Source organism: Shewanella sp. YLB-07 (assembly GCF_009377275.1).
Window position 1 is genome coordinate 1 of the sequence record NZ_VOQB01000010.1, and the last position, 21121, is coordinate 21121.

Sequence of the window (21121 nt, forward strand, 5' to 3'; positions counted from 1 at the left end):
AAGTGATTAAGAAAATACACAGTACAAAATGAAAGTCCCAGGTCGATTAGCTCAGCTGGGAGAGCACCTCCCTTACAAGGAGGGGGTCACTGGTTCGAGCCCAGTATCGACCACCATTTTCTTACCTCTTATTAAGAGTAAGTGATTAAGAAAATACACAGTACAAAATGAAAGTCCCAGGTCGATTAGCTCAGCTGGGAGAGCACCTCCCTTACAAGGAGGGGGTCACTGGTTCGAGCCCAGTATCGACCACCATTTTCTTACCTCTTATTAAGAGTAAGTGATTAAGAAAATACGCAGTACAAAATGAAAGTCCCAGGTCGATTAGCTCAGCTGGGAGAGCACCTCCCTTACAAGGAGGGGGTCACTGGTTCGAGCCCAGTATCGACCACCATTTTCTTACCTCTTATTAAGAGTAAGTGATTAAGAAAATACACAGTACAAAATGAAAGTCCCAGGTCGATTAGCTCAGCTGGGAGAGCACCTCCCTTACAAGGAGGGGGTCACTGGTTCGAGCCCAGTATCGACCACCATTTTCAGCCTATCCAAATTGTAAATCCCTCATAATTAATTCCGTTAAAAAATTAATATAAAATCGAATTTCTACAGCTAATTTCGATGACCTTTATTTATCGAATAACACAGCTAGTCGCTATAATATTTCCCGATATGAAAGCCATTTCAGCCCCATTCTACCTAAGTTCAACTATTCTTCAGATATAACATAAATTGAGATCTATCCTATGGCAGATGTCAGTCAATCCGCCTCCCTGAGCAGCATAGCAGCTTACCTTAAGCTAACTCATAACTGCGATGAAGCCTCTGCGTTAGTTGAAGCGAAAGAAGTCATGCAAAATCTCGTCAGCATGAGACAGAAAGGATTTATCACTGGCTGGTATTTCGACGAACTGGGCCATTTAGAATTACTCCCGAGTGACGCTATCTCCAAACGAATCAACCCTGAAAAATAACCAATAACGGCTCTCACTTACAATTAAGTAAAGCAATGACTTTACTTAACCTGTTTTTGATGCAATAGTAAAATGACTTTCAGCCAAAAAGTTATCTATATGAGTCAATTTCAGGACAGCCAGCCGTGCTTACAAGCGATAAATTCGGACTCAAAAAACGAGAAACGGAGTGGCAATAAAATCCTATCAATTACCCTACTGGTCACCTTAATCAGTGTTGCCGGCATAGCCCTACCCTACCCGATATTGGCACCACTGTTTGCTGAAGGGACCTCACCACTAACTCAATTCTTAAATCTACCTTCTGAGTTACTGTTAGGCATAGTGTTAGGGATTTACCCACTAGGAATTATTATCGGCAGTAGCGTTATTGGTGCAATATCAGATAATTACGGCCGTAGAAAATTATTAAGTCTAACCTTATTGGGCAGTGCGGTAGGATATAGTTTAACCGCTATTGCCGCCGTTTCTGAGAATTTTCTCCTCTTCTGTATCTCGCGCTTACTAACAGGCTTATGTGAAGGTAATATTTCTATTGCACGTGCAATTGCAGCCGATCTCCATCCCATCATAGACAAAACACGTAGTTTTTCTCTGATCAGCTCTATGGGATATGGCGGTTACCTTCTCGGTCCCTTGGCTGGGGGATACCTCATTATGGCTGGTATAGATATGGTATTCTGGGTAGCTGCACTCGCCTGTCTAATCTGCGCTCTGATCAGTCATTTCTTACTGCCTAAGAGCCTAGATAAACGCGACACAAATGCCGAGACAGGCTCAAGCCTGTCTCTACTATCGCAACCCGATCTGAGACGTTTCTTTCTGCTCTATCTCTTCTTGACCATGGGGGTCAATCTTTATTATGAGTATTATCCCTTGTATCTGGTAAGAGAGTTTGGCTATCTTGCTGTGGATATCAGCTGGGCAACCGTATTTCTGACTACATGCATGATTCTAACGAGTATTTTTATCAACCCCATCATACAGAGAAAACTAGATCACCCTCATGCGGGTCTGTTGGGAATCGTCATTTTCGGCTCAGCTCTTGCCGCATTACCCTTTTTTATCGATCAAACTTACCTGATCACATTTGCCTTGATGGGTGCCGGCATCGCCATTTACAACGGTTTCCTCCCCTCTTATCTTTCTCACTCCTATGAGAATCGGGCTCAAGGCAAGTTGATGGGCATGCTAGTGACCATTTTCTGCCTGGGGAACTTACTCGCAGCCTTGATAGGCGGTGTGGTTTCTATGTTTGATGTGAAGTGGGCACTGCTATTGGGGTCATCAATTACCTTCACGGCAGGCATCATCTTCTACCATGGACACTTTAAGGCAAAGATTTGGCCCTTTACAGAGAAACAAGCATAAATTTTTATATCCAGCACTAGCTAATGGGTGGTTCCTCACCCATTAGCTATATTGTTTTGTGCGGTTCATCACACATAAATGACTTCAAATCCCCAACTCAACTATCCAACGTACTGATAACATTACAACTACCAGCCAACATCATCATTGGCACATACCTTGCTCTTTATTATGTGAACCTTCTCAGGGAAGCTAAGCCGTATCCCACCAATAAAAATGAAATCTAAGGGACAAAGATGACAAGTCAGTCAAGTGCCAAACTACAACCACTAAAAATACTGTCAACACTAATCACAGTCGCGAGCCTGTTAACCAGTAGCATTCATGCTCTAGCAGCCCCCGTTGAAATTAAGTTTTCACATGTGGTAGCTAAAAATACCCCTAAAGGCCAGATGGCACTCAAGTTTAAGGAACTCGTTGAACAAAGACTCCCCGGTGAATACCAGGTAAATGTATTCCCTAACTCTCAACTATTTGGCGACAATAACGAAATTTCAGCCCTACTACTCAATGATATTCAGTTTGTTGCTCCCTCTCTGTCTAAGTTCGAGCGATATACCAAGAAACTACAACTGTTCGACCTGCCCTTCCTGTTTGAAAATATGGATTCAGTTGACCGTTTCCAGCAGAGTGATGCGGGTCTGAAACTGCTTAATGCCATGAAGAGAAAAGGCATAGTCGGATTAGGTTACCTACATAATGGTATGAAACAATTCTCAGCTAGCAGCCCATTGGTAGTCCCAGCTGATGCACGTGGTAAGAAGTTTAGGATCATGGCATCAGATGTATTAGCCGCACAATTTTTAACCTTGGATGCCATTCCAGTAAAGAAACCCTTCTCAGAGGTTTTTACCTTACTACAAACACGTGCAATCGATGGACAGGAGAATACCTGGTCTAATATCTATTCCAAAAAATTCTTCGAAGTTCAAGGATATATCACAGAAAGTAACCACGGCGTTCTCGACTATATGGTTGTCACCTCTAACACTTTCTGGAAAAGCCTACCCGATGACAAGCGTGAAATCATCAAGTCTTCACTCGATGAAGCTATCGCTTTCGGTAACCAAATTGCCGCAGCGAAAGTCAAAAAGGACAGAGAGTCTATCATCACCTCTAAACGCTCAAAGGTCATTGAGTTAACCCCTGAGCAAAGAAACCTCTGGGTAGAATCGATGAGACCGGTTTGGTCCCAGTTTGAGGCTAAAATTGGCAAAGACCTGATCCAGGCCGCCGTCGAGTCGAACAAACAGTAAATTAAAACAAAAATAATAATGAATGAAAACGGCTCTCAGTGGACCATCGCCTGAGCCGCTCTATAAGGGGAGTAAGGCTGTAATGAACCGTTTATTTTCTCATTTCGAGGAGGGATTTCTTAACCTGTTGATCACCTCGATGACGCTACTGGTATTTATTGAGGTGATAGCACGTTTTTTCTTCAATACCGGATTTCTCTGGATACAGGAGCTAACACTCACGATTTGTGCCTGGTTTGTCCTCTTTGGCATGTCCTATGGCGTTAAAGTGGGCGCTCACATAGGTGTAGATGCGTTTGTGACTAAGCTTCCCAAAGGAGGAAGAAAAATTGCTGGCTTGATTGCCACCACCATTTGTCTAATTTACTGCGTTATGTTTCTCAAAGGCAGCTGGGATTACCTGCTTAAGATGTACGAAGTCGGGATCCCTATGGAAGACCTCGACTTACCTAATCTACTCATCAAAAATTTGGATCCGGATTTCGCCTGGGACACCTTGCGTATCGATGTAGAGGAGCCAGCCGTGCCTCTGTGGTTATCCCAAAGCATTTTAATATTGGGTTTTGGATTACTATTTCTGCGTTTTTTTGAGCTCTTCATCGCCATAGTAAAAAACAAGACCGAAGGCTTTACCTTAGCCGATGAGGCAGAAGACAGTATGCATCTTGTTGACACTGTCAAGGAGGCGCTCGGACTCGATGAAGACAATAAAGCCGAAGCGGATAAACGACAAAATGTGATTCAAAGTCCTAATGATAAGGATGAAAAATAATGACCATAGCAACCCTGTTCATCACCCTACTCATCTGTATGATGTTAGGCATGCCTATTGCTATCGCACTGGGCTTTTCCAGCATGCTAACTATATTGCTCTTCTCCAATGATTCATTGGCATCGGTGGCACTGAAACTCTATGAATCCACATCTGAGCACTACACCCTACTCGCCATCCCTTTTTTCATTCTGTCATCGGCCTTTCTCTCTACTGGTGGGGTAGCTAGGCGGATCATCGACTTTGCCATGGACAGCGTGGGTCATATACGCGGGGGCTTAGCCATGGCCTCAGTCATGGCTTGTATGTTGTTTGCCGCCGTATCGGGTTCCTCACCGGCAACCGTCGCCGCCATTGGCTCTATCGTTATCGTCGGCATGGTCCGCGCAGGCTATCCTGAGAAGTTTGCCGCTGGCGTGATCACCACATCGGGAACCTTGGGGATACTCATTCCTCCCTCTATCGTCATGTTGGTCTACTCTGCCGCTACCGAGGTTTCTGCTGCACGCATGTTTATGGCAGGTCTTATTCCAGGCCTGATGATGGGACTGCTGCTCATGCTGGCAATCTATATCGTTGCCAGAGTAAAAAAGTTACCGTCCAGACCCTTCCCTGGTATCGGTGCCTTAACATTATCTGGTGCCAAAGCCATGGGGGGCTTAGCACTCATTCTCATTGTACTTGGGTCTATATACGGCGGTGTTGCCAGCCCGACAGAAGCCGCAGCCGTGGCCTGTGTTTACGCCTATTTTATCGCAGTATTTGGCTATAGAGACATAGGTCCGATGAAGAATGTGGCCTGGAAAAATAATCAGGAATCTATCCCCGTCGCTGCGCTGCGCAATATTGGTTATATGCTACTCGCGGTGATAAAGACACCTGGTGACAAGGAGATCCGCCGTGTTGTCCGTGACGGGGCTAAGGTCAGTATCATGTTGCTGTTCATCATTGCCAATGCAATGTTATTTGCCCATGTGTTGACCACAGAACGTATCCCCCACCTCATTGCAGAAACCATAGTAGGCATGGGACTGCCGCCATGGGGGTTTCTGATCATAGTTAATTTACTCCTACTCGCTGCGGGAAATTTTATGGAGCCTTCGGCCATTCTACTCATCATGGCGCCCATCTTATTTCCTATCGCCACTCAGCTAGGCATAGATCCAATTCACTTAGGGATCATCATGGTGGTCAATATGGAAATCGGTATGCTCACCCCCCCAGTGGGGCTTAACTTGTTTGTGACTGCCGGAATTACCGGCAAAAGCATGGGCTGGGTGATTCAGTCTTGCTTGCCATGGCTACTGTTGCTGCTCTTCTTCTTGATGTTGATCACTTATGTGCCACAGATCTCCCTCTTCTTGCCTGAGTACATAGATAAACTTAATGGCTATTAAGGAGCTAAAAGTCGTTTATTTTTGAATTGATTAAAGGTTTAAAGCGAGTCTCTCCCAGAGTATAGTTAATGAGCTAAATCAATAACTGACTGAGTCAGACTCGCTATGTTTTCACCAGGATGTGTATAGCTCTATGTCGTTTTCACTAAGAACAAAAAAAAATATTCTCATTACCATCATACTCCTCGGCGGACTTGCCATCACACTAAAGGCAACCCATTGGTTCTACTTAGAGCAAGGCTATCAGGACACGGCCGAACGCTCTAAACAGCAGATGACCGAGCTGGTCAATTTTCTCGATGGTTCGCTTTCCCGCTATGAGAGCATTCCCCATGTACTGTCAACAAACCCTTTACTAAAGAATGCCTTGTTGAATCAGCAAGACGGTAAGAGTATACAAAAGCTTAACCTGTATTTAGAAGAGATAAAGCACATTACCGAGTCGCTGGATATCTATTTAGTCGATGCATTAGGAGTATCAATAGCCGCCAGTAACTGGCAGAAAAGTTACTCATTTATTGGCAAGGACTTCTCCTTCAGACCTTACTATCAGCAAGCCATTTCCGGTCAACTCGGCAGATACTATGCAGTAGGAACCACATCGAACAAACGCGGTTTTTATTTTTCCTACCCAGTCTATGAGCAACAAAGCATCTTAGGGGTTATCGTTGTTAAGCTCGATATCACAGAGATAGAACAGCAAAGCACCGGAATAGCGCGAGCAGGTGGTTATGAATTTGCCATAACCGATCCTGATAATATTATCTTTCTATCGAGTATTAATCACTGGCGCTTACGGTCATTGACCCCATTGGATCAATCGAGACAATATGCCATCCATGCATCAAAACGCTACGCCAGCAGGGTCATTAACGAATTGACTCTCAGTCCCCTTTACGATGCAGGCGCCACCGATGAGCATAATCTGTATGCATTTAGCTCACTTAAGGGCCAGTTCGATTATATGGAGACTCATAAAGCTATGGCAAAGGCCGGTTGGAGCGTGCATATCATGGCGCCATTAACGCCCATATATCAGTCTCTTCCCCTATTGATGACCTTATATGGTTCCCTATATCTACTCTTGGCTTTAGCCGCCCTTTTTGGCTACGAGAGACGTAAAAACCTGCTCAAGATCCAACAAGCCAACGATCTGTTGGAACAGAGGGTACAGGCCAGAACTCAAGATTTACAAGCCAGTAACCGGAAACTCAACGAAACCCAGGATGAGTTGATCCAGGCCGCTAAACTTACCGTCATAGGCAACCTATCGGCGAGCATCAATCACGAAATAAATCAGCCCCTGGCGGCGATCCGAAGTTATGCACAAAACACTAAGACCATGATATCAAGAAACCAGACTGAGATGGTGACTGACAACATTAATACCATCATATCTCTCACCGACAGACTCGCCGTGATCGTGGGCCAATTTAAAAGTTTCACCCGCAAGAGCCAATCCAGAGACAGTGCGACTGATATCAATCAATGCATTCAAGATGCTCTTACCATCATAAAACCTGAGATAGACAAGCAAGGGGTTGAGCTGCTCTATCGAGCCAATGAGATAAGCGGCCAGGTCTGGGCTGACAACGTCAGGTTACAGCAGGTACTGGTTAACTTAATGAGTAATGCCATCGTCGCCATGCAGCGCAGTGCTCCTAAGAGGCTCAGCTTAACCTTAGTGCTTGAAAGCCAGCTGTGTATCAAGATACAAGACACTGGATCTGGGGTGCAAGAGAGCCAGATGGAGAAGATTTTTGAGCCCTTCTTTACCACCAGTGATCGTCAGGGCCTTGGCCTTGGCTTGTCGATCTCAAGACGGATAATTGACTCAATGCAAGGTAGTATCAGGGTCTCCAATGCGCAAACAGGCGGCGCAATTTTCGAAATCACCCTACCCGTTTATAGCAGCAACAAAGCAAGTCCAGATCATGCATCACAAGGAGACTCATTCAATGAGCAAAAGCACTCAAGCTAACTTCAACAATTTCAGCGTGATCATTGTCGACGACGAGCCATTTATCGGTTCGGCTCTGGTGCAACTATTTGAGTTGGAAGGTATCTCGGCAATGGCCAGCAGCGAGCCTAAATCCATACTCAATAGCATCGATATAGACTGGCCAGGCGTGCTTATCAGTGATGTGAATATGCCTACGCTCGATGGTATCTCACTTATGCAGAGCCTCATTGCCAAGGACAATGACCTTCCCATCATTCTCCTCACTGGTTTTGGCGATATTGCCATGGCCGTCTCGGCATTAAAACAAGGCGCCTATGACTTTCTCGAGAAACCTTTTAACAATGAACATATTTTGGATGTCGTAAAGCGCGCACTGGAGAAAAGAAGCTTAACCTTAGAGAACCGAAAACTGAAACGAGAGCTGGAATCTAAAAGTCTCCCGGGTCCAAGAATTTTAGGCCATAGTCCGGGGATCAAGCAGATGTTGCACACTTTACACCAAGTTATCGATATGCCAGCTGATGTATTAATAGAGGGGGAAACCGGAACCGGGAAAGAGTTAGTGGCGAGATACTTGCACGATCATAGTATCCGCCATAAGGCTAACTTTGTGGCTATCAATTGCGGCGCTATCCCCGAAACCATCATAGAAAGTGAGCTGTTTGGCGCCCAATCCGGAGCTTTCACCGGCGCCGACAAGACCCGCATAGGCAAATTTGAATACGCCAACGGCGGAACTCTGTTTCTTGATGAAATAGAGAGTACCCCTATGTCGCTGCAGATAAAGCTTTTGCGCGTCTTAGAAGACAGGAAAATTGAACGTTTGGGTTCAAACAAGAGCATAGCGCTAGACATCAGAGTGATTACCGCCACTAAAGTGGATCTCAACGCCCTATGCCAAACCGGTGAATTCAGACAAGATCTTCTCTATCGACTAAACTTGGTCACAGTCCCCATTCCCGCTCTTCGCGAAAGACGAGAGGACATCCCTCTGCTCTTCCTGCATTTTTCCCGCATCGCCTCATCTCGCTACCACAAGGCCTTGATCCCACTAGATTCAGTACAGACAGCACAACTCTCCTCTCACGACTGGCCAGGTAATGTCAGAGAGCTGAGAAATCTTGCCGAACGCTATGTACTACTGGGTGGTGAAGCCGCCTTCACCTCCGCCATCAATAGCTCAACCAAACTCAATGCCAGCATGTCATTGCAGCAAAGAGTCGAATTTTTTGAGCGTCTCTTGATAGAAGAGGCGTTAAGCCACAATAAAGGCAGCATCAAGCTCACCATGGAACAACTCGATCTCCCCCGTAAAACCTTATATGACAAGATGCAAAAATACAGTCTGGATAGAAAACACTTTATACAAAAATTAAATCAATGCGATTAGCCCAGTAGCTAATACCAATCGGTGTAAAGATGATAATTAGCTATTATTAGCATGGACTGACAATATCATCGGCTCATGTTTAGTCAGTCTCAGTAAAACCAGACTCAAGACCGCCATAACCAAACTTGAGCCAAGCACCACGCCTTGCCAGCCCCAATGATGCCAAAATGGCATCAACAAAGGTCCACCCAATGCGGCTCCCAGATAATAACTACACAGATAAAGCGATGTCGCCTTGGCTCTGTGACGCTTTGCCCTGTGGGTTACCCAGGCATTACAACCACTGTGGATAAAGAAAAAACCGAATGCTGTCATCAGGAAACCCAAACAGATAAACACGCCGATATCGACTAAAGTCATCAAGGATCCTAAAAACATCAGCAACAGAGATAATCGAAACAGAGCCCTGCGCCCGAAGCGCTTAATCCAAAGACCAGAATGATAAGACGCCCAAGTACCACTCAGATAACAGAGGAAAATAAGGGTCACCTCGAAGCGGCCCCAACTAAACGGCGCCGACATAAGATGAAGCTGAATGAAGCTAAATTGATTCACCATGACTAAAAAAGCTAAACCACCAACCAAATAAATTTGTCTGAGCTTAGCATCACGCAGATGCACCATAAAACCGTTAAGATCTTCAGCCCTGAGCATGCCGCCCCTCGCTCTGCGCTCCTCTTGGCTCTTTAACTTAGTGGTATTGGGCAGCAGATAATGCACCAAGAGCACACCAGCAATCGAGATAACTAAGATAACCAAAATCACTTGCTGCCAATGCAAGTGTAATGACAGTGCGCCACCAATCAAACGTCCGGAGATCCCGCCTATGCTATTCGCTGCGATATAGATCCCCCCCGCCTTTAGCATGGATGCTTGGCTCAGCTCGTCCTTAAAATAGGCCATGGCAATGGCAGGAACGGCCGCGAGCAAGACTCCCTGTAACAGCCGTAAGAGTACAAGAGATGGAAAATCTGTCACAAAGATCATCATGACATCGGTCAACAGCAGCAGATATAAGCTGATCATCAAGGGCTTCTTACGTCCGACCCTGTCGGATAACAAGGCATAAAACAGCAGTGAAAACGCCATGGCAAAACTGGTAACCGAGAGTAATATGGTCGAGTGACTGATATCAACATCGAAGGTCTCGGCAATCAAGGGCAAGATACCTTGCACTAAGTACAGGTTGATATAGATAACAACCGAGGCGATAGATAGGCCCCAGATAAGCCTTACCTCTTTGTTTTTATTATTAATGTTATCAGTTAAAGACATAGGCCCATACAAGTCGATGATCGAACTCCATAGACATAGGTTAGCACCGAGGTTAACATAACAATAATAGATTAAAGCAATCAAAGTCATTGATTTTTGTTATGGACATACGACAACTTAAGCATCTTGATGCCCTGGTAAAAACAGCCAGCTTCACTAAGGCTGCGCAGAGCCTGAATATGGCCCAGCCGGCCTTAAGCCAAAGTATCAAACGCCTTGAGAGCTCCTTAGGCGTCACTCTGGTGAACAGAGCTAGCTCAGGGAAGGGCGGTAGCAAACAGCTCAGTCTTACCGCTGAAGGTAAGGCGCTGCATCAACATGCTCTGTTGATCATCAAGCAACTCAAGCAAGCCGAGGCCCACATCAAGTCAATGGCAAACTTGACCAAGGGAGAGGTCAGGATAGGAGTTCCGGGTATGCTTGGCTCCTTCTACCTCCCCTCACGTCTGATGGCATTTCGCCATCAATACCCAGATCTTAAACTGTGCCTGTTCGAAGGAGGAACCCGGGACTCGCTCAAGATGCTTGCCCGTGAAGAGGTGGACATTGCCATCATCACCGCCCAAGATCTTAGTCCGGAGTTTGACAGCCACCTGTTGCTAAAGGAGCAGATGGTGGTCGCCATGGGACCTGAGCACCCACTGGCAGAACAGAAAAACATCAGCTTAGCGGCTTTCTTCGAACATGAGTTGGTGATGTTCAAACCCGGCTACTTTCATCGGGAGTGGATGTTAACCCAAGCTAAGTCCTTGGGACTCAGAGCCAATATCGCCTTCGAAACGAATCTTATCAACCTTATTAAACAGGTGGTGTCACAAGGCTTTGCCATCACCAGCGTGCTGGAGATGGTGATCGGCGACAAGGATGACATTTTGGCTAAACCCTTCCAGCCTCCAGTATTTCTCGATCTGCATATCGCCTGGAAAAAACAACGCCCCATCAGCCAGGCAGACAAAGCCTTCGTCGATTTCTTGATGAAAAACAGGTGATGTTTAGTTTAAATTTATATGCGTGATAATGCCTACTGGTATAATAGGCATCGCAACATAGCCAGAATAAAAGTATTTATACCGATTGGTATTAACTGAGACAAACAGATGAATAGTGAATTACAAGTAACAGACATAAAGATTGGCGACGGCAAAGAATTAGTCAAAGGCGCCTTAATCACCACCCAGTATGAAGGTTTTTTGCAAGATGGGACTAAATTTGACTCTTCTTACGACAAGGGCAGGGCATTTCAATGTGTCATCGGCACGGGCCGAGTGATCAAGGGCTGGGATATCGGTTTAATGGGGATGAAGGTCGGCGGTAAGCGTAAGCTCGAGGTCCCGGCTCATCTCGCCTATGGAGAGCGTCAAATAGGGTCTATGATCCCTGCCAATTCTAATCTATCTTTCGAGATTGAGCTATTAGAAGTACTCACTCGAGATGACTAACTCTTATATAGCTTCGTCATATAGAGTCAGTTCAACCTGACTCTATATGACGAAGTAGAACATTCGTTTATACACCAACAGACTAGCCTCAGCTAACTGGCATCAAACTGGTTTTCTGGCATGGCTTGGATAAATGCATCCAGTTGATTACAATTTTCGGTGACGCGCAAAATATTAGGATAGCGAGTCAAATCCACCTTGAAGCGATGGGCGTTGTACACCTGTGGGATTAAGCAAAGATCCACTAAGCTCACACTGTCCCCGAAGCAGAAACGTCCAGCATGCTTCTCGAGTTGTTGCTCCAATGCACCGAATCCCTCATGGATCCAGTGATGATACCAGACAGATTTAGCCTCATCGGCGATTCCAATCTCTCCAGCCAAATACTGCAGCACCTTAAGATTGTTGAGCGGGTGAATTTCACAGGCTATAGACAATGCGAGAGCTCGCACATGTGCCTTAGATTTGGCTTCTGTAGGAAGCAGAGCACTCTGTGGATAGCAGTCTTCCAGATACTCGAGAATAGCCATAGATTGTGACAACACGAACTCATTGCCACTGTCATCTATATCGACTAAAGTCGGCACTAACTCCTGGGGGTTTATCTTGGCATAGTCGGCCTTATGCTGCTCACCGCCATCTTTCACCAAGTGCACTGATAACAAGTCGGCATCGAGTCCTTTAAAGTTCAAGGCAATTCGGACTCTATATGCGGCGCTCGAACGCCAATATCCGTATAGTTTCAACATCATACTTCCTTAAAAATCTGAGCTTTAAAATCTGAGCTAAAAAAAACGGGACTAATCCAATTGAATTAGTCCCGCTCTATCAAATATTATAAAAGTTAACCTTTATACTCGACGACTTGCTGATCGATTGAACCGAAAATAGTCTGCTCATTATCATCGAGCATCTCGATACGCACCCGATCGCCAAACTTCATAAATGTGGTCGATGGTTTACCATCGGCAATCGTTTCTAGCATGCGCGTCTCGGCCAAACAGCTGGAACCCGCCGAACGATCATAGTTTGAGATAGTACCCGAACCTATGATGGCACCAGCACCTAAAGGTCTGGTCATGGCAACATGTGACACCAACTGACTGAAGTTGAATGTCATGTCGACGCCGGCATTAGGGCGACCGAACAGCTCATTGTTTAAATGAGTGATAAGTGGCAGGTGCACTTTCGAGTCTTCCCAGCGAGCACCAAGCTCATCTGGCGTCACCGCCACAGGAGAGAAACTGCTCGATGGCTTGGCCTGGAAAAAACCAAAGCCCTTAGCCAATTCACCCGGGATCAAGTTACGTAGAGACACATCATTCACTAACATCAGCAACTTGATATGCTTATGTGCAGAATCTGCTGACACGCCCATGGGTACATCATCGGTAATAACGGCTATTTCGGACTCAAAATCTATGCCCCACTCTTCACTCGCCAATGGAATATCGGCTTTAGGCGCGATAAAGCAATCTGAGCCACCTTGATAAACTAAAGGATTGGTCCAGAATGTCTCCGGCATCTCAGCACCACGAGCCTTACGTACTAGCTCAACGTGATTAACATAAGCACTGCCATCGGCCCATTGAAAAGCACGGGGTAGAGGGGATAAACACTTGGCTTCATCGAAATCGACGGCATTATCGATCAGGCCATAGTTTAACGCTTCATACAGCTCTTGCAATTGTGGCTGCAGCAGCTCCCAGGCATCGATTAGCTGCTGCATCGTATGAGCAATTGCAGGCACAGCCACAGTTTTAGAAAGATCTTTACTCACTAACATCAACTGGCCATCACGACGACCATTGTTATAACTGGCTAACTTCATACCCGCTCCTATCCTAAATCTGCACCCGACTGAGTTCTGATCTCAGTCGGGTGTCATGTCTATTGCAATAATGGCTATATAAGTACCTTAAGCATAGCCAGATAGGAATAGCGTGACCGAAATCACATGAGCCTCGATAAGCCCCTATTCCGTAAAGATATAATTACACTCATTCCACCCAGCTAAAATAGGGGCTTTTCACCGAAAACATGCTGAAAAAAACGTCACCACGTGGCAATAAGCTTTTACATCTATTTTTGCTTGCTGATCTTATACTCTCTGAGCTTATTGGCGATAGCAGTGTGTGAAACCCCCAGCTTCTTAGCCAACTGACGCGTGCTTGGATAAGCTGGGTAGAGTCGTCTTAGCAGGCTGGATTCAAACTGTTTCATCGCCTGATCTAAACTTCCCTCAAATTGATGGTCAAAATAACCGAATCCTTCCGCGTAGGAAGGCAATTTCAGGTGCTCCACCGATAACTCGGCAGAGCCATCCCACATAGACACAGCCCTGAAGATGGCATTCTTAAGCTGACGAACATTCCCCGGCCAGGCATAGTTGAGTAAATGCTCCCGGCATTGAGCCGAAATACGCCTGATTGGAATAGACAGTTGTTGGCTATAATGCTCGAGGAACATCTCCGTCAGCGGGATCACATCAACCTTGCGGTCACGCAGTGAAGGCATATGAAAACTCAATACATGGATTCGATAAAACAGATCTTCTCTGAACTCGCCGGTCTGACACAACTCAGCCAGATTCTTCTGAGTCGAACAGATGATCCTGACATCGGCTCTCACCTCATTGTCCCCACCTAACCGTCTGAAGGTTCCGTCCTGGAGTAAGCGTAGCAGCTTAACCTGAGCCGATTTAGACATCTCGGCAATCTCATCGAGAAAGACAGTACCGCCCTTGCCCTCCTCGAAGAAACCTCTTTTCACCACAGTGCCGTTACTGACGAAGCCAAACAACTCCTCTTCGGCGGCACTGTCCGGCAGGGCCGCGCAGTTGATGGCGATAAAGGGATGCTCTCTACGCATACTGGCATCGTGACATGCCCTGGCCATCAGCTCCTTACCTGTCCCCGTCTCCCCGGTGATCAACAGAGGCGCATCGAGTTGAGCCATACGACGTGCTTGAACCAGCACCTCTTTCATCTTGTCACTGGTCACAAGAACGTTCTCAAAACCCACAGTTTGACTCTGAAGAGCATTGAACTGCTTGCCCACTCGCGCTGGCGATTTCAACGAGACTACAGCGCCTGCGAGTATGCTTTTCTCATTCTCATCAGGCAGATAGATGGGTAGCATCTCGGCTAGATATTCATTTTGTCCTATGTTGACTCGGGTCGCCTGAGCCAGCACTAAGCCCTCACTGAGCCAACGACTAAAGTTAAACCCCTGAACCCAGTGGTTGAGCGGTTCATCTATTATTTCATGTTCGGCCATGCCCACAGTCATGAGTGCAGATTCATTCACGATCCGCACCCGGCCTTTCACATCGAGAGAAAACACAGAGTCGGGCAGAGTTTTGAGCAAAGTTTTTAAGGCGTAATGCTCCTGCTCCGATGGCATAAAGGAGACGGTGCGGACATCATGCACTCCCTCCACTTTCCTGATCAGGGGCAATAACTCGCTGAGCACATCGAAATTGACTTCGGCGAACTGGAGATAGAGAAAACCTTGGTTACTGGCATCTATCGCGATAAGGTTGATGCCGTAACCTTCTAAAATCATCAAAATGTCTTTGGCCAGACCGACCCGGTCCAAACAACATACTTCAAGGCGCATACTGTCAAATTTCCCTTTATTAATAATATCGTTATTGGGATAACTCACAAATAAAAAGCCGTCTATTTCAAATATGAAACTCGGCTTTCAGCAGTTCATCAAAGGCTTATACGTTAGAAGGTTATGATAAATGTGGCAAGTCTTGTTTACAGTACGAGGAGCTGTTTTGAAAAAAATGAGCAGGCTAGATAAACTAACCTACTGATTTTATATTAATAAGTGTTAGTTTACTAACTGGTCGGTCTTGGCCGCCATGATGAAATCGTTCTTATGTAGCCCCTTGATTGAATGAGACCACCAAGTCACAGTGACCTTGCCCCATTCAGTTAAGATCCCCGGATGATGAAATTCTGCCTCGGCCAGTTCCGCCAGAGCATTGGTGAATACCATGGCAAGTTTAAAATTTTTGAACTTGTAGACGCGCTCTAACTGCATCACACCATCACGCACTTCGACTCCCCAATCGGGGATCATTCTTATCAGCTCTGCGAGTTCACCGTCAGAGACTTTAGGTGCGTCGGCCTGACACGCCTCACATTTCATTTCCGATAACTTGGACATTATTCTTCCTTCTTATTTAATGATCTTAAACTAAGTGACAAATATGACACTTAGTAGATAAATTTCTTTTATATTACTAGCAGGCTTTTGTATCACTTAGCTGGCTTTAGATTTCGGCTCATACAGGGGAGCAAACATGCCTAGCTTTTTAGCTTCTGCTACGGCTCCCATGATATCCATCTCAACGATTTCATCGAGAAACGATAAGCCATCGACGGCATAATAGACAGGCTGCATGATATCGATGCGGTAAGGTGTTCTTAACACATCAACGAGGTTAAAAGGTTTAATCTGTGGCTCACCCCCCATCGCATATAAGGTTTCTCCCGGTGAGCTCAATATACCACCGCCATAGATTGACAATGAATCGTCTCGATTGCGGATCAGACCAAACTCGACGGTAAACCAGTACAAACGAGCCAGTAATACCCTGTCCTCCTTGCTAGCCGACAAACCTAATTTTCCATAAGTATGTGAAAACTTAGCGAACGACGCGTTGGTCAACAGGGGACAATGGCCAAACACCTCATGGAAAATGTCTGGTTCTCTTAAATAATCAAATTCATCTTTACTGCGGATAAAGGTGGCAACAGGAAACTCTCGATTAGCCAGCAGCTCAAAGAAGCGCTCGAAAGAGATCAATGCTGGCACGGCAGCGGTTTTCCAGCCCGTCGTATCTAACAACACCTTATCGATATCCTGCAGCTGTGGAATATTACTGTCCGATAAGCCCAAATCAATCAGACCTTGTTGATACTCGTTGCAGGCGTATTCAGATAAATTCCCCAATTGTCTCGAATACAAGGCTTGCCAGATCTCATGTTCTGCTTGAGGGTAATCTATGTGACCATCTGCATCTGGTAATCGAGCCACATACTCTGTATTTTTACTCATGTCTTTTTACATTACTCATTATGGTTCCCTTATTCATACTCGATCAATCGAGCTTTTTTGTTAACTCCCTCACAGTTTATTCTTTGCCTAAATCCACGCCTCCTTTGTAACCTTTTTGTTACAGCCTAAGTAGTGAGTATCACAAACGACTAAAACTAATGACATTTACCTGTACCTTTAACTTTACGGAATATTATAGAAACACACTTTTACTCCTAAGTAGGCTATTAACATGGCTTTTCCTTGTCAGTTTATTAAAATAGAGCAATGAGGCTGTAATTATCACTGACTAAATTCGTGATAAGCGACTAAACTCAGCACGTTAAGCTGATTTTGCAACCGAATTAGGCAACTGAGCAAAGGATAAAAATGAAACAAGCGCAAATACGTAAAGCTGTGATCCCGGTTGCGGGACTAGGAACAAGGATGCTTCCAGCGACGAAGGCCATTCCAAAAGAGATGCTGCCCGTCGTCGATAAGCCGCTAATTCAATATGTTGTCAATGAAGCCATAGCCGCAGGTATCAATGAAATCGTTCTGGTTACCCATGCCAGTAAGAATCCGATTGAAAACCATTTCGATACCAGTTTCGAACTCGAGGCCCAGCTAGAAAGACGAGTGAAGCGCCAACTATTAACCGAAGTGCAGTCAATCTGTCCGCCCGGTGTAACTGTGATCAGTGTCAGGCAAGCCCAGGCAAAAGGATTAGGCCATGCTATTTTATGCGCTAAGCCAGTGGTCGGAGATGAGCCCTTTGCCGTACTATTACCCGATGTTATCGTCGATGAAGCCAGCTGCGACCTCAGTCAAGATAACCTGGCTGAAATGGTGCAGTTATTTAACTCAACCAATGTCGGCCAGATCATGGTTGAAGGCGTGCCTTTAGAGCAAGTCAATCAATATGGTATCGCCGACGTCAATGGCCATCAGTTAACACCCGGTGATTCGGCACCTTTAGCTCAGCTGGTCGAGAAACCCTGCATAGATGAGGCTCCATCAAACCTCGCCGTCGTCGGGCGTTACATCCTACCCGCAGATATTTGGCCATTACTGGCTAAGACTCCTGCAGGTGCGGGGGATGAGATTCAACTCACCGATGCCATCGCTATGATGATGGAAAAGCAGACGGTAAATGCCTATTACATGAAGGGAAAGAGCCACGATTGCGGCAACAAGTTGGGATATATGCAGGCAGGCATAGAACATGCCCTACGCCATAAAGAGATAGGCCAAGATTTCAAACAATACCTAATCAATCTAGTATCAGAGCTAAACGAGGAAAAGCAGTCATGACCATATTAGTCACAGGTGGCGCGGGTTATATCGGTAGCCATACAGTGGTAGAGCTGTTAAATGCGGGACAAGACGTGGTAATCGTCGACAACTTAGTTAACTCAAGCATCGAAGCCTTACATAGAGTAGAAGAGATCACCGGAAGAACAGTCACATTTTATCAAGGTGATGTGCTCAATAAAGCCTTCCTGCAGAAGGTATTCAGCGACCATAAAATCCAATCTGTGATCCATTTCGCTGGGTTCAAAGCCGTTGGTGAATCTGTGGCCCAGCCATTACGCTATTATGAGAACAATGTCACCGGCACCTTAGTGCTATGCGAAGTCATGGCGGCTAACGATGTCAAAAATCTCGTTTTTAGCTCGTCGGCCACGGTTTACGGCGATCCTGCCAGCCTACCTATCACCGAAGACTTTCCCACAGGTGCAACTAACCCCTATGGTCAATCCAAGTTGATGGTCGAACATATATTACAAGATCTGCATCATTCAGACCCAAGCTGGAACATAGCCAGACTGAGATATTTTAACCCTGTGGGCGCCCACTCAAGTGGCCGTATAGGTGAAGATCCTAATGATATACCCAACAATCTGATGCCGTTTATCGCTCAGGTAGCCGTGGGAAAACGTGATAAACTCAGTGTATTCGGTGATGATTATGACACCCATGATGGCACCGGGGTTCGTGATTATATTCATGTGGTCGACTTGGCCGTAGGTCATCTAAGGGCGTTAGATAAACTCAACACTCAATCTGGATTAGTAACCTATAACTTAGGTACAGGCCAAGGATACAGCGTCATCGATATGGTGAAAGCCTTTGAGAAGGCCTGCGGTAAGCCCATCAATTATCAAGTTGTCCCACGCCGCCCAGGAGATATTGCCGCTTGTTATGCCAACCCAGATAAAGCCCAGAGCGAACTTAACTGGAAAGCGACTCATAGCCTAGAAGATATGGCCAGTAGCAGCTGGCACTGGCAGTCGAGTAATCCTAACGGCTATGGGCAATAGACTATAAGTTAAGGTCCTAGGTTCTAGGCTTGAATATAAGATGGTTCCAGGACCTTAGTTTTTCACTTAATGAAGCAGTATCAAATGAGTAATATTAATCAGAGTCGTCGACGCCTTTTCAGTCGAAAAAAGTCCAATGCCATACGGCCGCCATGGAGTAAAACAGATATCGAGTTTACCGATATCTGCACCCGCTGTGATAAGTGCATCAAGGCCTGCGAGACACAGATAATTATCCGGGGTGATGGTGGTTTTCCTGAGATTAACTTTGCCGATGACGAGTGTACCTTCTGTAAGAAGTGTGCCGAAGTTTGCCCCGAGCCCTTGTTTCTCGATACCGAACAAGCCCCCTGGAAGTTAAAGGCTGTGGTACAGGAGACCTGTCTGGCGTATAAAGGCGTCTGGTGCCAAAGCTGTAAAGATGCCTGCGATGAGCGCGCCATCAGCTTTGAATCCGCCATAGGCCAGGCGCCTAAACCTATGATAGACACAGGTCTATGCACCGGCTGCGGCGCCTGTGCAGCCCCCTGCCCCACAAATGCCATCAAATTACTGTCCCTCAACCAATAAACTTAGCTATTGCTCTAGCTAAGTAAAACAAGCCACAGCCAAAAAAATGACTTAAATGTGCCAAATATTAGTGGTTTGTTTACTGTAAATTTAAGGTTAATATCAGTTTATTCATGACCTATTTGTAGAGCATTATGTTCGGAAATAAGAAAAGCAGCACAGGACTTACCTTCGTGGCCCAGGGCACTAAACTCTCAGGCGAGAGTCACTTTGCCGGAGAAGCACTCATAGGTGGTGAAGTGTACGGAAAAGTGAGCTCAACGGGAAAAATCACCATAGAAGTGGATGGCTATGTTGATGGAGAAGTAAACTGTGAGGAGTTAAAAGTCTCAGGTAACTTCAAGGGCAAGCTAAAATGTAAAAAGCTCAATATCACCAGCACAGGCACAGTTGAAGGTGAAATAGCCTGTGAATCTATGGAGATATTTGAGGGAGGTCAGTTTATCGGTATGCGTGTAAGAGAAGATATCGCTTTATTGAACACGATCTCACTAGGCGAAGACAGTCACACTGAGCCTAAAGCAGATATTCAAGGTGAGCTGCAAGCAAACTGAATTAACCCAGCGCAACTCACAATCATCATCTGTGGAAACATAGTTCCAGGCGCCTTCCTATGGCGCCTACTCCAGCGACACACTTATTCTTGGAGTTGCCTTACCTTTAACAGGTATTCTCTGAGCAGTTTCACAAACTCATCTGCGGGTCTGTCCAGGCAGTCTATGGGGATATAAATATGAAACCCCATGTTTTTACTTAACATTTCACATCTGTGACCGAACATAGCCAACACACCTCTGTAGCGCTCATCATTGACCACTAATGGGGTAAACTCTGAGTTCATATAGGTTTCCAACTCAATTAAGTCTTCATCCAGGGTGACCGCAGACATCAGCAATGGTCGCTGCTCGGTTAACAGGCCTGTGGCCAGTCGACCGGGGATGATATCCAGGACTGGGTTGATTCGCTTGAGCTTGAGGCCTATGTATGGCAATGGGATAGACTCGAAACCGTCGAGCCCACGGGGAATGTCTATTCTCTGTACATTATCCCACTGGATAAAAATACTGCCGCGTCTGTGGTGATATTTAAGCCCTTGCTGGTTAAGCTCCAGGCTGATTTCAGGCTCAAGAATTTTGGACACCCCGAGCACTAAAGATATCACTCCTAATGAGAAGCAGAGCATACCTGGGGCAAACATGGCTGTAGAAGACAAAAACAAGCCTATGCCGATTGTCAGTAGTATCGCGCCGACTAAAGTCAAGGTTCTGCTATTACGCTTAAATTTCGAGTTGATCTGTACCGCTTCAATATCCAAGAATTGTCCTAAAAGATCTATTA

The 21121-nt window shown here is 45.7% G+C and carries 20 protein-coding genes and 4 tRNA genes; 17 read left to right on the forward strand and 7 right to left on the reverse strand.

Annotated elements, in window-relative coordinates:
* The first annotated feature begins 40 nt into the window (after nucleotides 1-40).
* The 11 genes from FS373_RS20095 to FS373_RS20145 all read left to right on the forward strand — a co-directional run bounded on the left by FS373_RS20095 (nucleotide 41) and on the right by FS373_RS20145 (nucleotide 9120).
* Nucleotides 41-116, forward strand: a tRNA-Val gene (locus FS373_RS20095).
* A gap of 63 nt (nucleotides 117-179) precedes the next feature.
* Nucleotides 180-255: transfer RNA gene (locus FS373_RS20100), tRNA-Val, on the forward strand.
* A gap of 63 nt (nucleotides 256-318) precedes the next feature.
* Nucleotides 319-394: transfer RNA gene (locus FS373_RS20105), tRNA-Val, on the forward strand.
* Nucleotides 395-457: 63 nt separating this feature from the next.
* Nucleotides 458-533, forward strand: a tRNA-Val gene (locus FS373_RS20110).
* Between the two features lie 210 nt (nucleotides 534-743).
* Nucleotides 744-971, forward strand: a complete 228-nt coding sequence (locus FS373_RS20115; RefSeq protein WP_144045931.1) for a hypothetical protein — start codon at nucleotides 744-746, stop codon at nucleotides 969-971.
* Between the two features lie 99 nt (nucleotides 972-1070).
* Nucleotides 1071-2342, forward strand: coding sequence for an MFS transporter (locus tag FS373_RS20120; protein WP_144045930.1), 1272 nt, complete (start codon nucleotides 1071-1073; stop codon nucleotides 2340-2342).
* Between the two features lie 236 nt (nucleotides 2343-2578).
* A complete protein-coding gene (locus FS373_RS20125; protein ID WP_144045929.1) occupies nucleotides 2579-3598 on the forward strand; it encodes a TRAP transporter substrate-binding protein in 1020 nt (339 codons plus the stop codon).
* An 82-nt stretch (nucleotides 3599-3680) separates the two neighbouring features.
* Nucleotides 3681-4370, forward strand: coding sequence for a TRAP transporter small permease (locus tag FS373_RS20130; RefSeq protein ID WP_227993062.1), 690 nt, complete (start codon nucleotides 3681-3683; stop codon nucleotides 4368-4370).
* Entirely contained in the window at nucleotides 4370-5767 is a 1398-nt protein-coding gene (locus tag FS373_RS20135; protein WP_144045927.1) for a TRAP transporter large permease, read from the forward strand. The genes FS373_RS20130 and FS373_RS20135 overlap by 1 nt, the downstream gene beginning before the upstream one ends.
* 133 nt (nucleotides 5768-5900) lie before the next feature.
* Nucleotides 5901-7748 carry a sensor histidine kinase gene (locus tag FS373_RS20140; protein ID WP_152830439.1) on the forward strand — a complete coding sequence of 616 codons (1848 nt, stop codon included), beginning with the start codon at nucleotides 5901-5903 and terminating at the stop codon, nucleotides 7746-7748.
* Nucleotides 7726-9120, forward strand: coding sequence for a sigma-54-dependent transcriptional regulator (locus FS373_RS20145; RefSeq protein WP_152830440.1), 1395 nt, complete (start codon nucleotides 7726-7728; stop codon nucleotides 9118-9120). The genes FS373_RS20140 and FS373_RS20145 overlap by 23 nt, the downstream gene beginning before the upstream one ends.
* 36 nt (nucleotides 9121-9156) lie before the next feature.
* Here the strand turns inward: FS373_RS20145 and FS373_RS20150 are convergent, their stop codons facing one another.
* Complete coding sequence (locus tag FS373_RS20150) at nucleotides 9157-10395, reverse strand: MFS transporter (RefSeq protein ID WP_152830441.1); 1239 nt, start codon at nucleotides 10393-10395, stop codon at nucleotides 9157-9159.
* A 101-nt stretch (nucleotides 10396-10496) separates the two neighbouring features.
* On the opposite strand from FS373_RS20150, the gene FS373_RS20155 reads away from it, so the two are divergent.
* A complete protein-coding gene (locus FS373_RS20155) occupies nucleotides 10497-11384 on the forward strand; it encodes a LysR family transcriptional regulator (protein ID WP_152830442.1) in 888 nt (295 codons plus the stop codon).
* 108 nt (nucleotides 11385-11492) lie between these two features.
* On the forward strand, nucleotides 11493-11834 hold the full coding sequence (locus tag FS373_RS20160) for an FKBP-type peptidyl-prolyl cis-trans isomerase (RefSeq protein WP_152830443.1): 342 nt from the start codon (nucleotides 11493-11495) through the stop codon (nucleotides 11832-11834).
* Nucleotides 11835-11926: 92 nt separating this feature from the next.
* Here FS373_RS20160 and maiA read toward each other — a convergent pair whose 3' ends face one another.
* The 5 genes from maiA to phhA all read right to left on the reverse strand — a co-directional run bounded on the left by maiA (nucleotide 11927) and on the right by phhA (nucleotide 16910).
* A complete protein-coding gene (gene maiA, locus FS373_RS20165) occupies nucleotides 11927-12580 on the reverse strand; it encodes a maleylacetoacetate isomerase (protein WP_194165915.1) in 654 nt (217 codons plus the stop codon).
* A gap of 98 nt (nucleotides 12581-12678) precedes the next feature.
* Nucleotides 12679-13665 (reverse strand): fumarylacetoacetate hydrolase family protein, encoded by a 987-nt coding sequence (locus FS373_RS20170; protein WP_152830444.1) that lies wholly within the window; start codon nucleotides 13663-13665, stop codon nucleotides 12679-12681.
* 251 nt (nucleotides 13666-13916) lie between these two features.
* A complete protein-coding gene (tyrR, locus tag FS373_RS20175) occupies nucleotides 13917-15455 on the reverse strand; it encodes a transcriptional regulator TyrR (protein WP_144045921.1) in 1539 nt (512 codons plus the stop codon).
* A 222-nt stretch (nucleotides 15456-15677) separates the two neighbouring features.
* The gene (locus FS373_RS20180) at nucleotides 15678-16016 is read right to left on the reverse strand and encodes a 4a-hydroxytetrahydrobiopterin dehydratase (protein WP_144045920.1); all 339 of its coding nucleotides are present in this window, start codon (nucleotides 16014-16016) and stop codon (nucleotides 15678-15680) included.
* A gap of 96 nt (nucleotides 16017-16112) precedes the next feature.
* Nucleotides 16113-16910: a phenylalanine 4-monooxygenase gene (gene phhA, locus FS373_RS20185; protein ID WP_144045919.1), complete on the reverse strand. Its 798-nt coding sequence runs from the start codon at nucleotides 16908-16910 to the stop codon at nucleotides 16113-16115.
* Between the two features lie 369 nt (nucleotides 16911-17279).
* On the opposite strand from phhA, the gene galU reads away from it, so the two are divergent.
* The 4 genes from galU (at nucleotide 17280) to FS373_RS20205 (ending at nucleotide 20337) form a co-directional block, all read left to right on the forward strand.
* A complete protein-coding gene (gene galU / locus FS373_RS20190; protein WP_152830445.1) occupies nucleotides 17280-18203 on the forward strand; it encodes a UTP--glucose-1-phosphate uridylyltransferase GalU in 924 nt (307 codons plus the stop codon).
* Nucleotides 18200-19213: a UDP-glucose 4-epimerase GalE gene (galE, locus tag FS373_RS20195; protein WP_144045918.1), complete on the forward strand. Its 1014-nt coding sequence runs from the start codon at nucleotides 18200-18202 to the stop codon at nucleotides 19211-19213. Before galU ends, galE begins: the two co-directional genes overlap by 4 nt.
* A gap of 84 nt (nucleotides 19214-19297) precedes the next feature.
* Nucleotides 19298-19783: a ferredoxin-type protein NapF gene (napF, locus tag FS373_RS20200; protein ID WP_144045917.1), complete on the forward strand. Its 486-nt coding sequence runs from the start codon at nucleotides 19298-19300 to the stop codon at nucleotides 19781-19783.
* Nucleotides 19784-19917: 134 nt separating this feature from the next.
* Nucleotides 19918-20337 carry a bactofilin family protein gene (locus FS373_RS20205; RefSeq protein ID WP_152830446.1) on the forward strand — a complete coding sequence of 140 codons (420 nt, stop codon included), beginning with the start codon at nucleotides 19918-19920 and terminating at the stop codon, nucleotides 20335-20337.
* A gap of 83 nt (nucleotides 20338-20420) precedes the next feature.
* On the opposite strand, the gene FS373_RS20210 is transcribed toward FS373_RS20205, so the two are convergent.
* Nucleotides 20421-21098 carry a DUF2982 domain-containing protein gene (locus FS373_RS20210; protein WP_144045915.1) on the reverse strand — a complete coding sequence of 226 codons (678 nt, stop codon included), beginning with the start codon at nucleotides 21096-21098 and terminating at the stop codon, nucleotides 20421-20423.
* Nucleotides 21099-21121 lie beyond the last annotated feature (23 nt).

Bases quoted from the DNA above. Each gene is read 5' to 3' on its own strand.
- FS373_RS20115 (WP_144045931.1), top strand. From the start codon at position 744: ATGGCAGATGTCAGTCAATCCGCCTCCCTGAGCAGCATAGCAGCTTAC.
- FS373_RS20120 (WP_144045930.1), top strand. From the start codon at position 1,071: ATGAGTCAATTTCAGGACAGCCAGCCGTGCTTACAAGCGATAAATTCG.
- FS373_RS20125 (WP_144045929.1), top strand. From the start codon at position 2,579: ATGACAAGTCAGTCAAGTGCCAAACTACAACCACTAAAAATACTGTCA.
- FS373_RS20130 (WP_227993062.1), top strand. From the start codon at position 3,681: ATGAACCGTTTATTTTCTCATTTCGAGGAGGGATTTCTTAACCTGTTG.
- FS373_RS20135 (WP_144045927.1), top strand. From the start codon at position 4,370: ATGACCATAGCAACCCTGTTCATCACCCTACTCATCTGTATGATGTTA.
- FS373_RS20140 (WP_152830439.1), top strand. From the start codon at position 5,901: ATGTCGTTTTCACTAAGAACAAAAAAAAATATTCTCATTACCATCATA.
- FS373_RS20145 (WP_152830440.1), top strand. From the start codon at position 7,726: ATGAGCAAAAGCACTCAAGCTAACTTCAACAATTTCAGCGTGATCATT.
- FS373_RS20150 (WP_152830441.1), bottom strand. From the start codon at position 10,395: ATGTCTTTAACTGATAACATTAATAATAAAAACAAAGAGGTAAGGCTT.
- FS373_RS20155 (WP_152830442.1), top strand. From the start codon at position 10,497: ATGGACATACGACAACTTAAGCATCTTGATGCCCTGGTAAAAACAGCC.
- FS373_RS20160 (WP_152830443.1), top strand. From the start codon at position 11,493: ATGAATAGTGAATTACAAGTAACAGACATAAAGATTGGCGACGGCAAA.
- FS373_RS20170 (WP_152830444.1), bottom strand. From the start codon at position 13,665: ATGAAGTTAGCCAGTTATAACAATGGTCGTCGTGATGGCCAGTTGATG.
- tyrR (WP_144045921.1), bottom strand. From the start codon at position 15,455: ATGCGCCTTGAAGTATGTTGTTTGGACCGGGTCGGTCTGGCCAAAGAC.
- FS373_RS20180 (WP_144045920.1), bottom strand. From the start codon at position 16,016: ATGTCCAAGTTATCGGAAATGAAATGTGAGGCGTGTCAGGCCGACGCA.
- phhA (WP_144045919.1), bottom strand. From the start codon at position 16,910: ATGAGTAAAAATACAGAGTATGTGGCTCGATTACCAGATGCAGATGGT.
- galU (WP_152830445.1), top strand. From the start codon at position 17,280: ATGAAACAAGCGCAAATACGTAAAGCTGTGATCCCGGTTGCGGGACTA.
- galE (WP_144045918.1), top strand. From the start codon at position 18,200: ATGACCATATTAGTCACAGGTGGCGCGGGTTATATCGGTAGCCATACA.
- napF (WP_144045917.1), top strand. From the start codon at position 19,298: ATGAGTAATATTAATCAGAGTCGTCGACGCCTTTTCAGTCGAAAAAAG.
- FS373_RS20205 (WP_152830446.1), top strand. From the start codon at position 19,918: ATGTTCGGAAATAAGAAAAGCAGCACAGGACTTACCTTCGTGGCCCAG.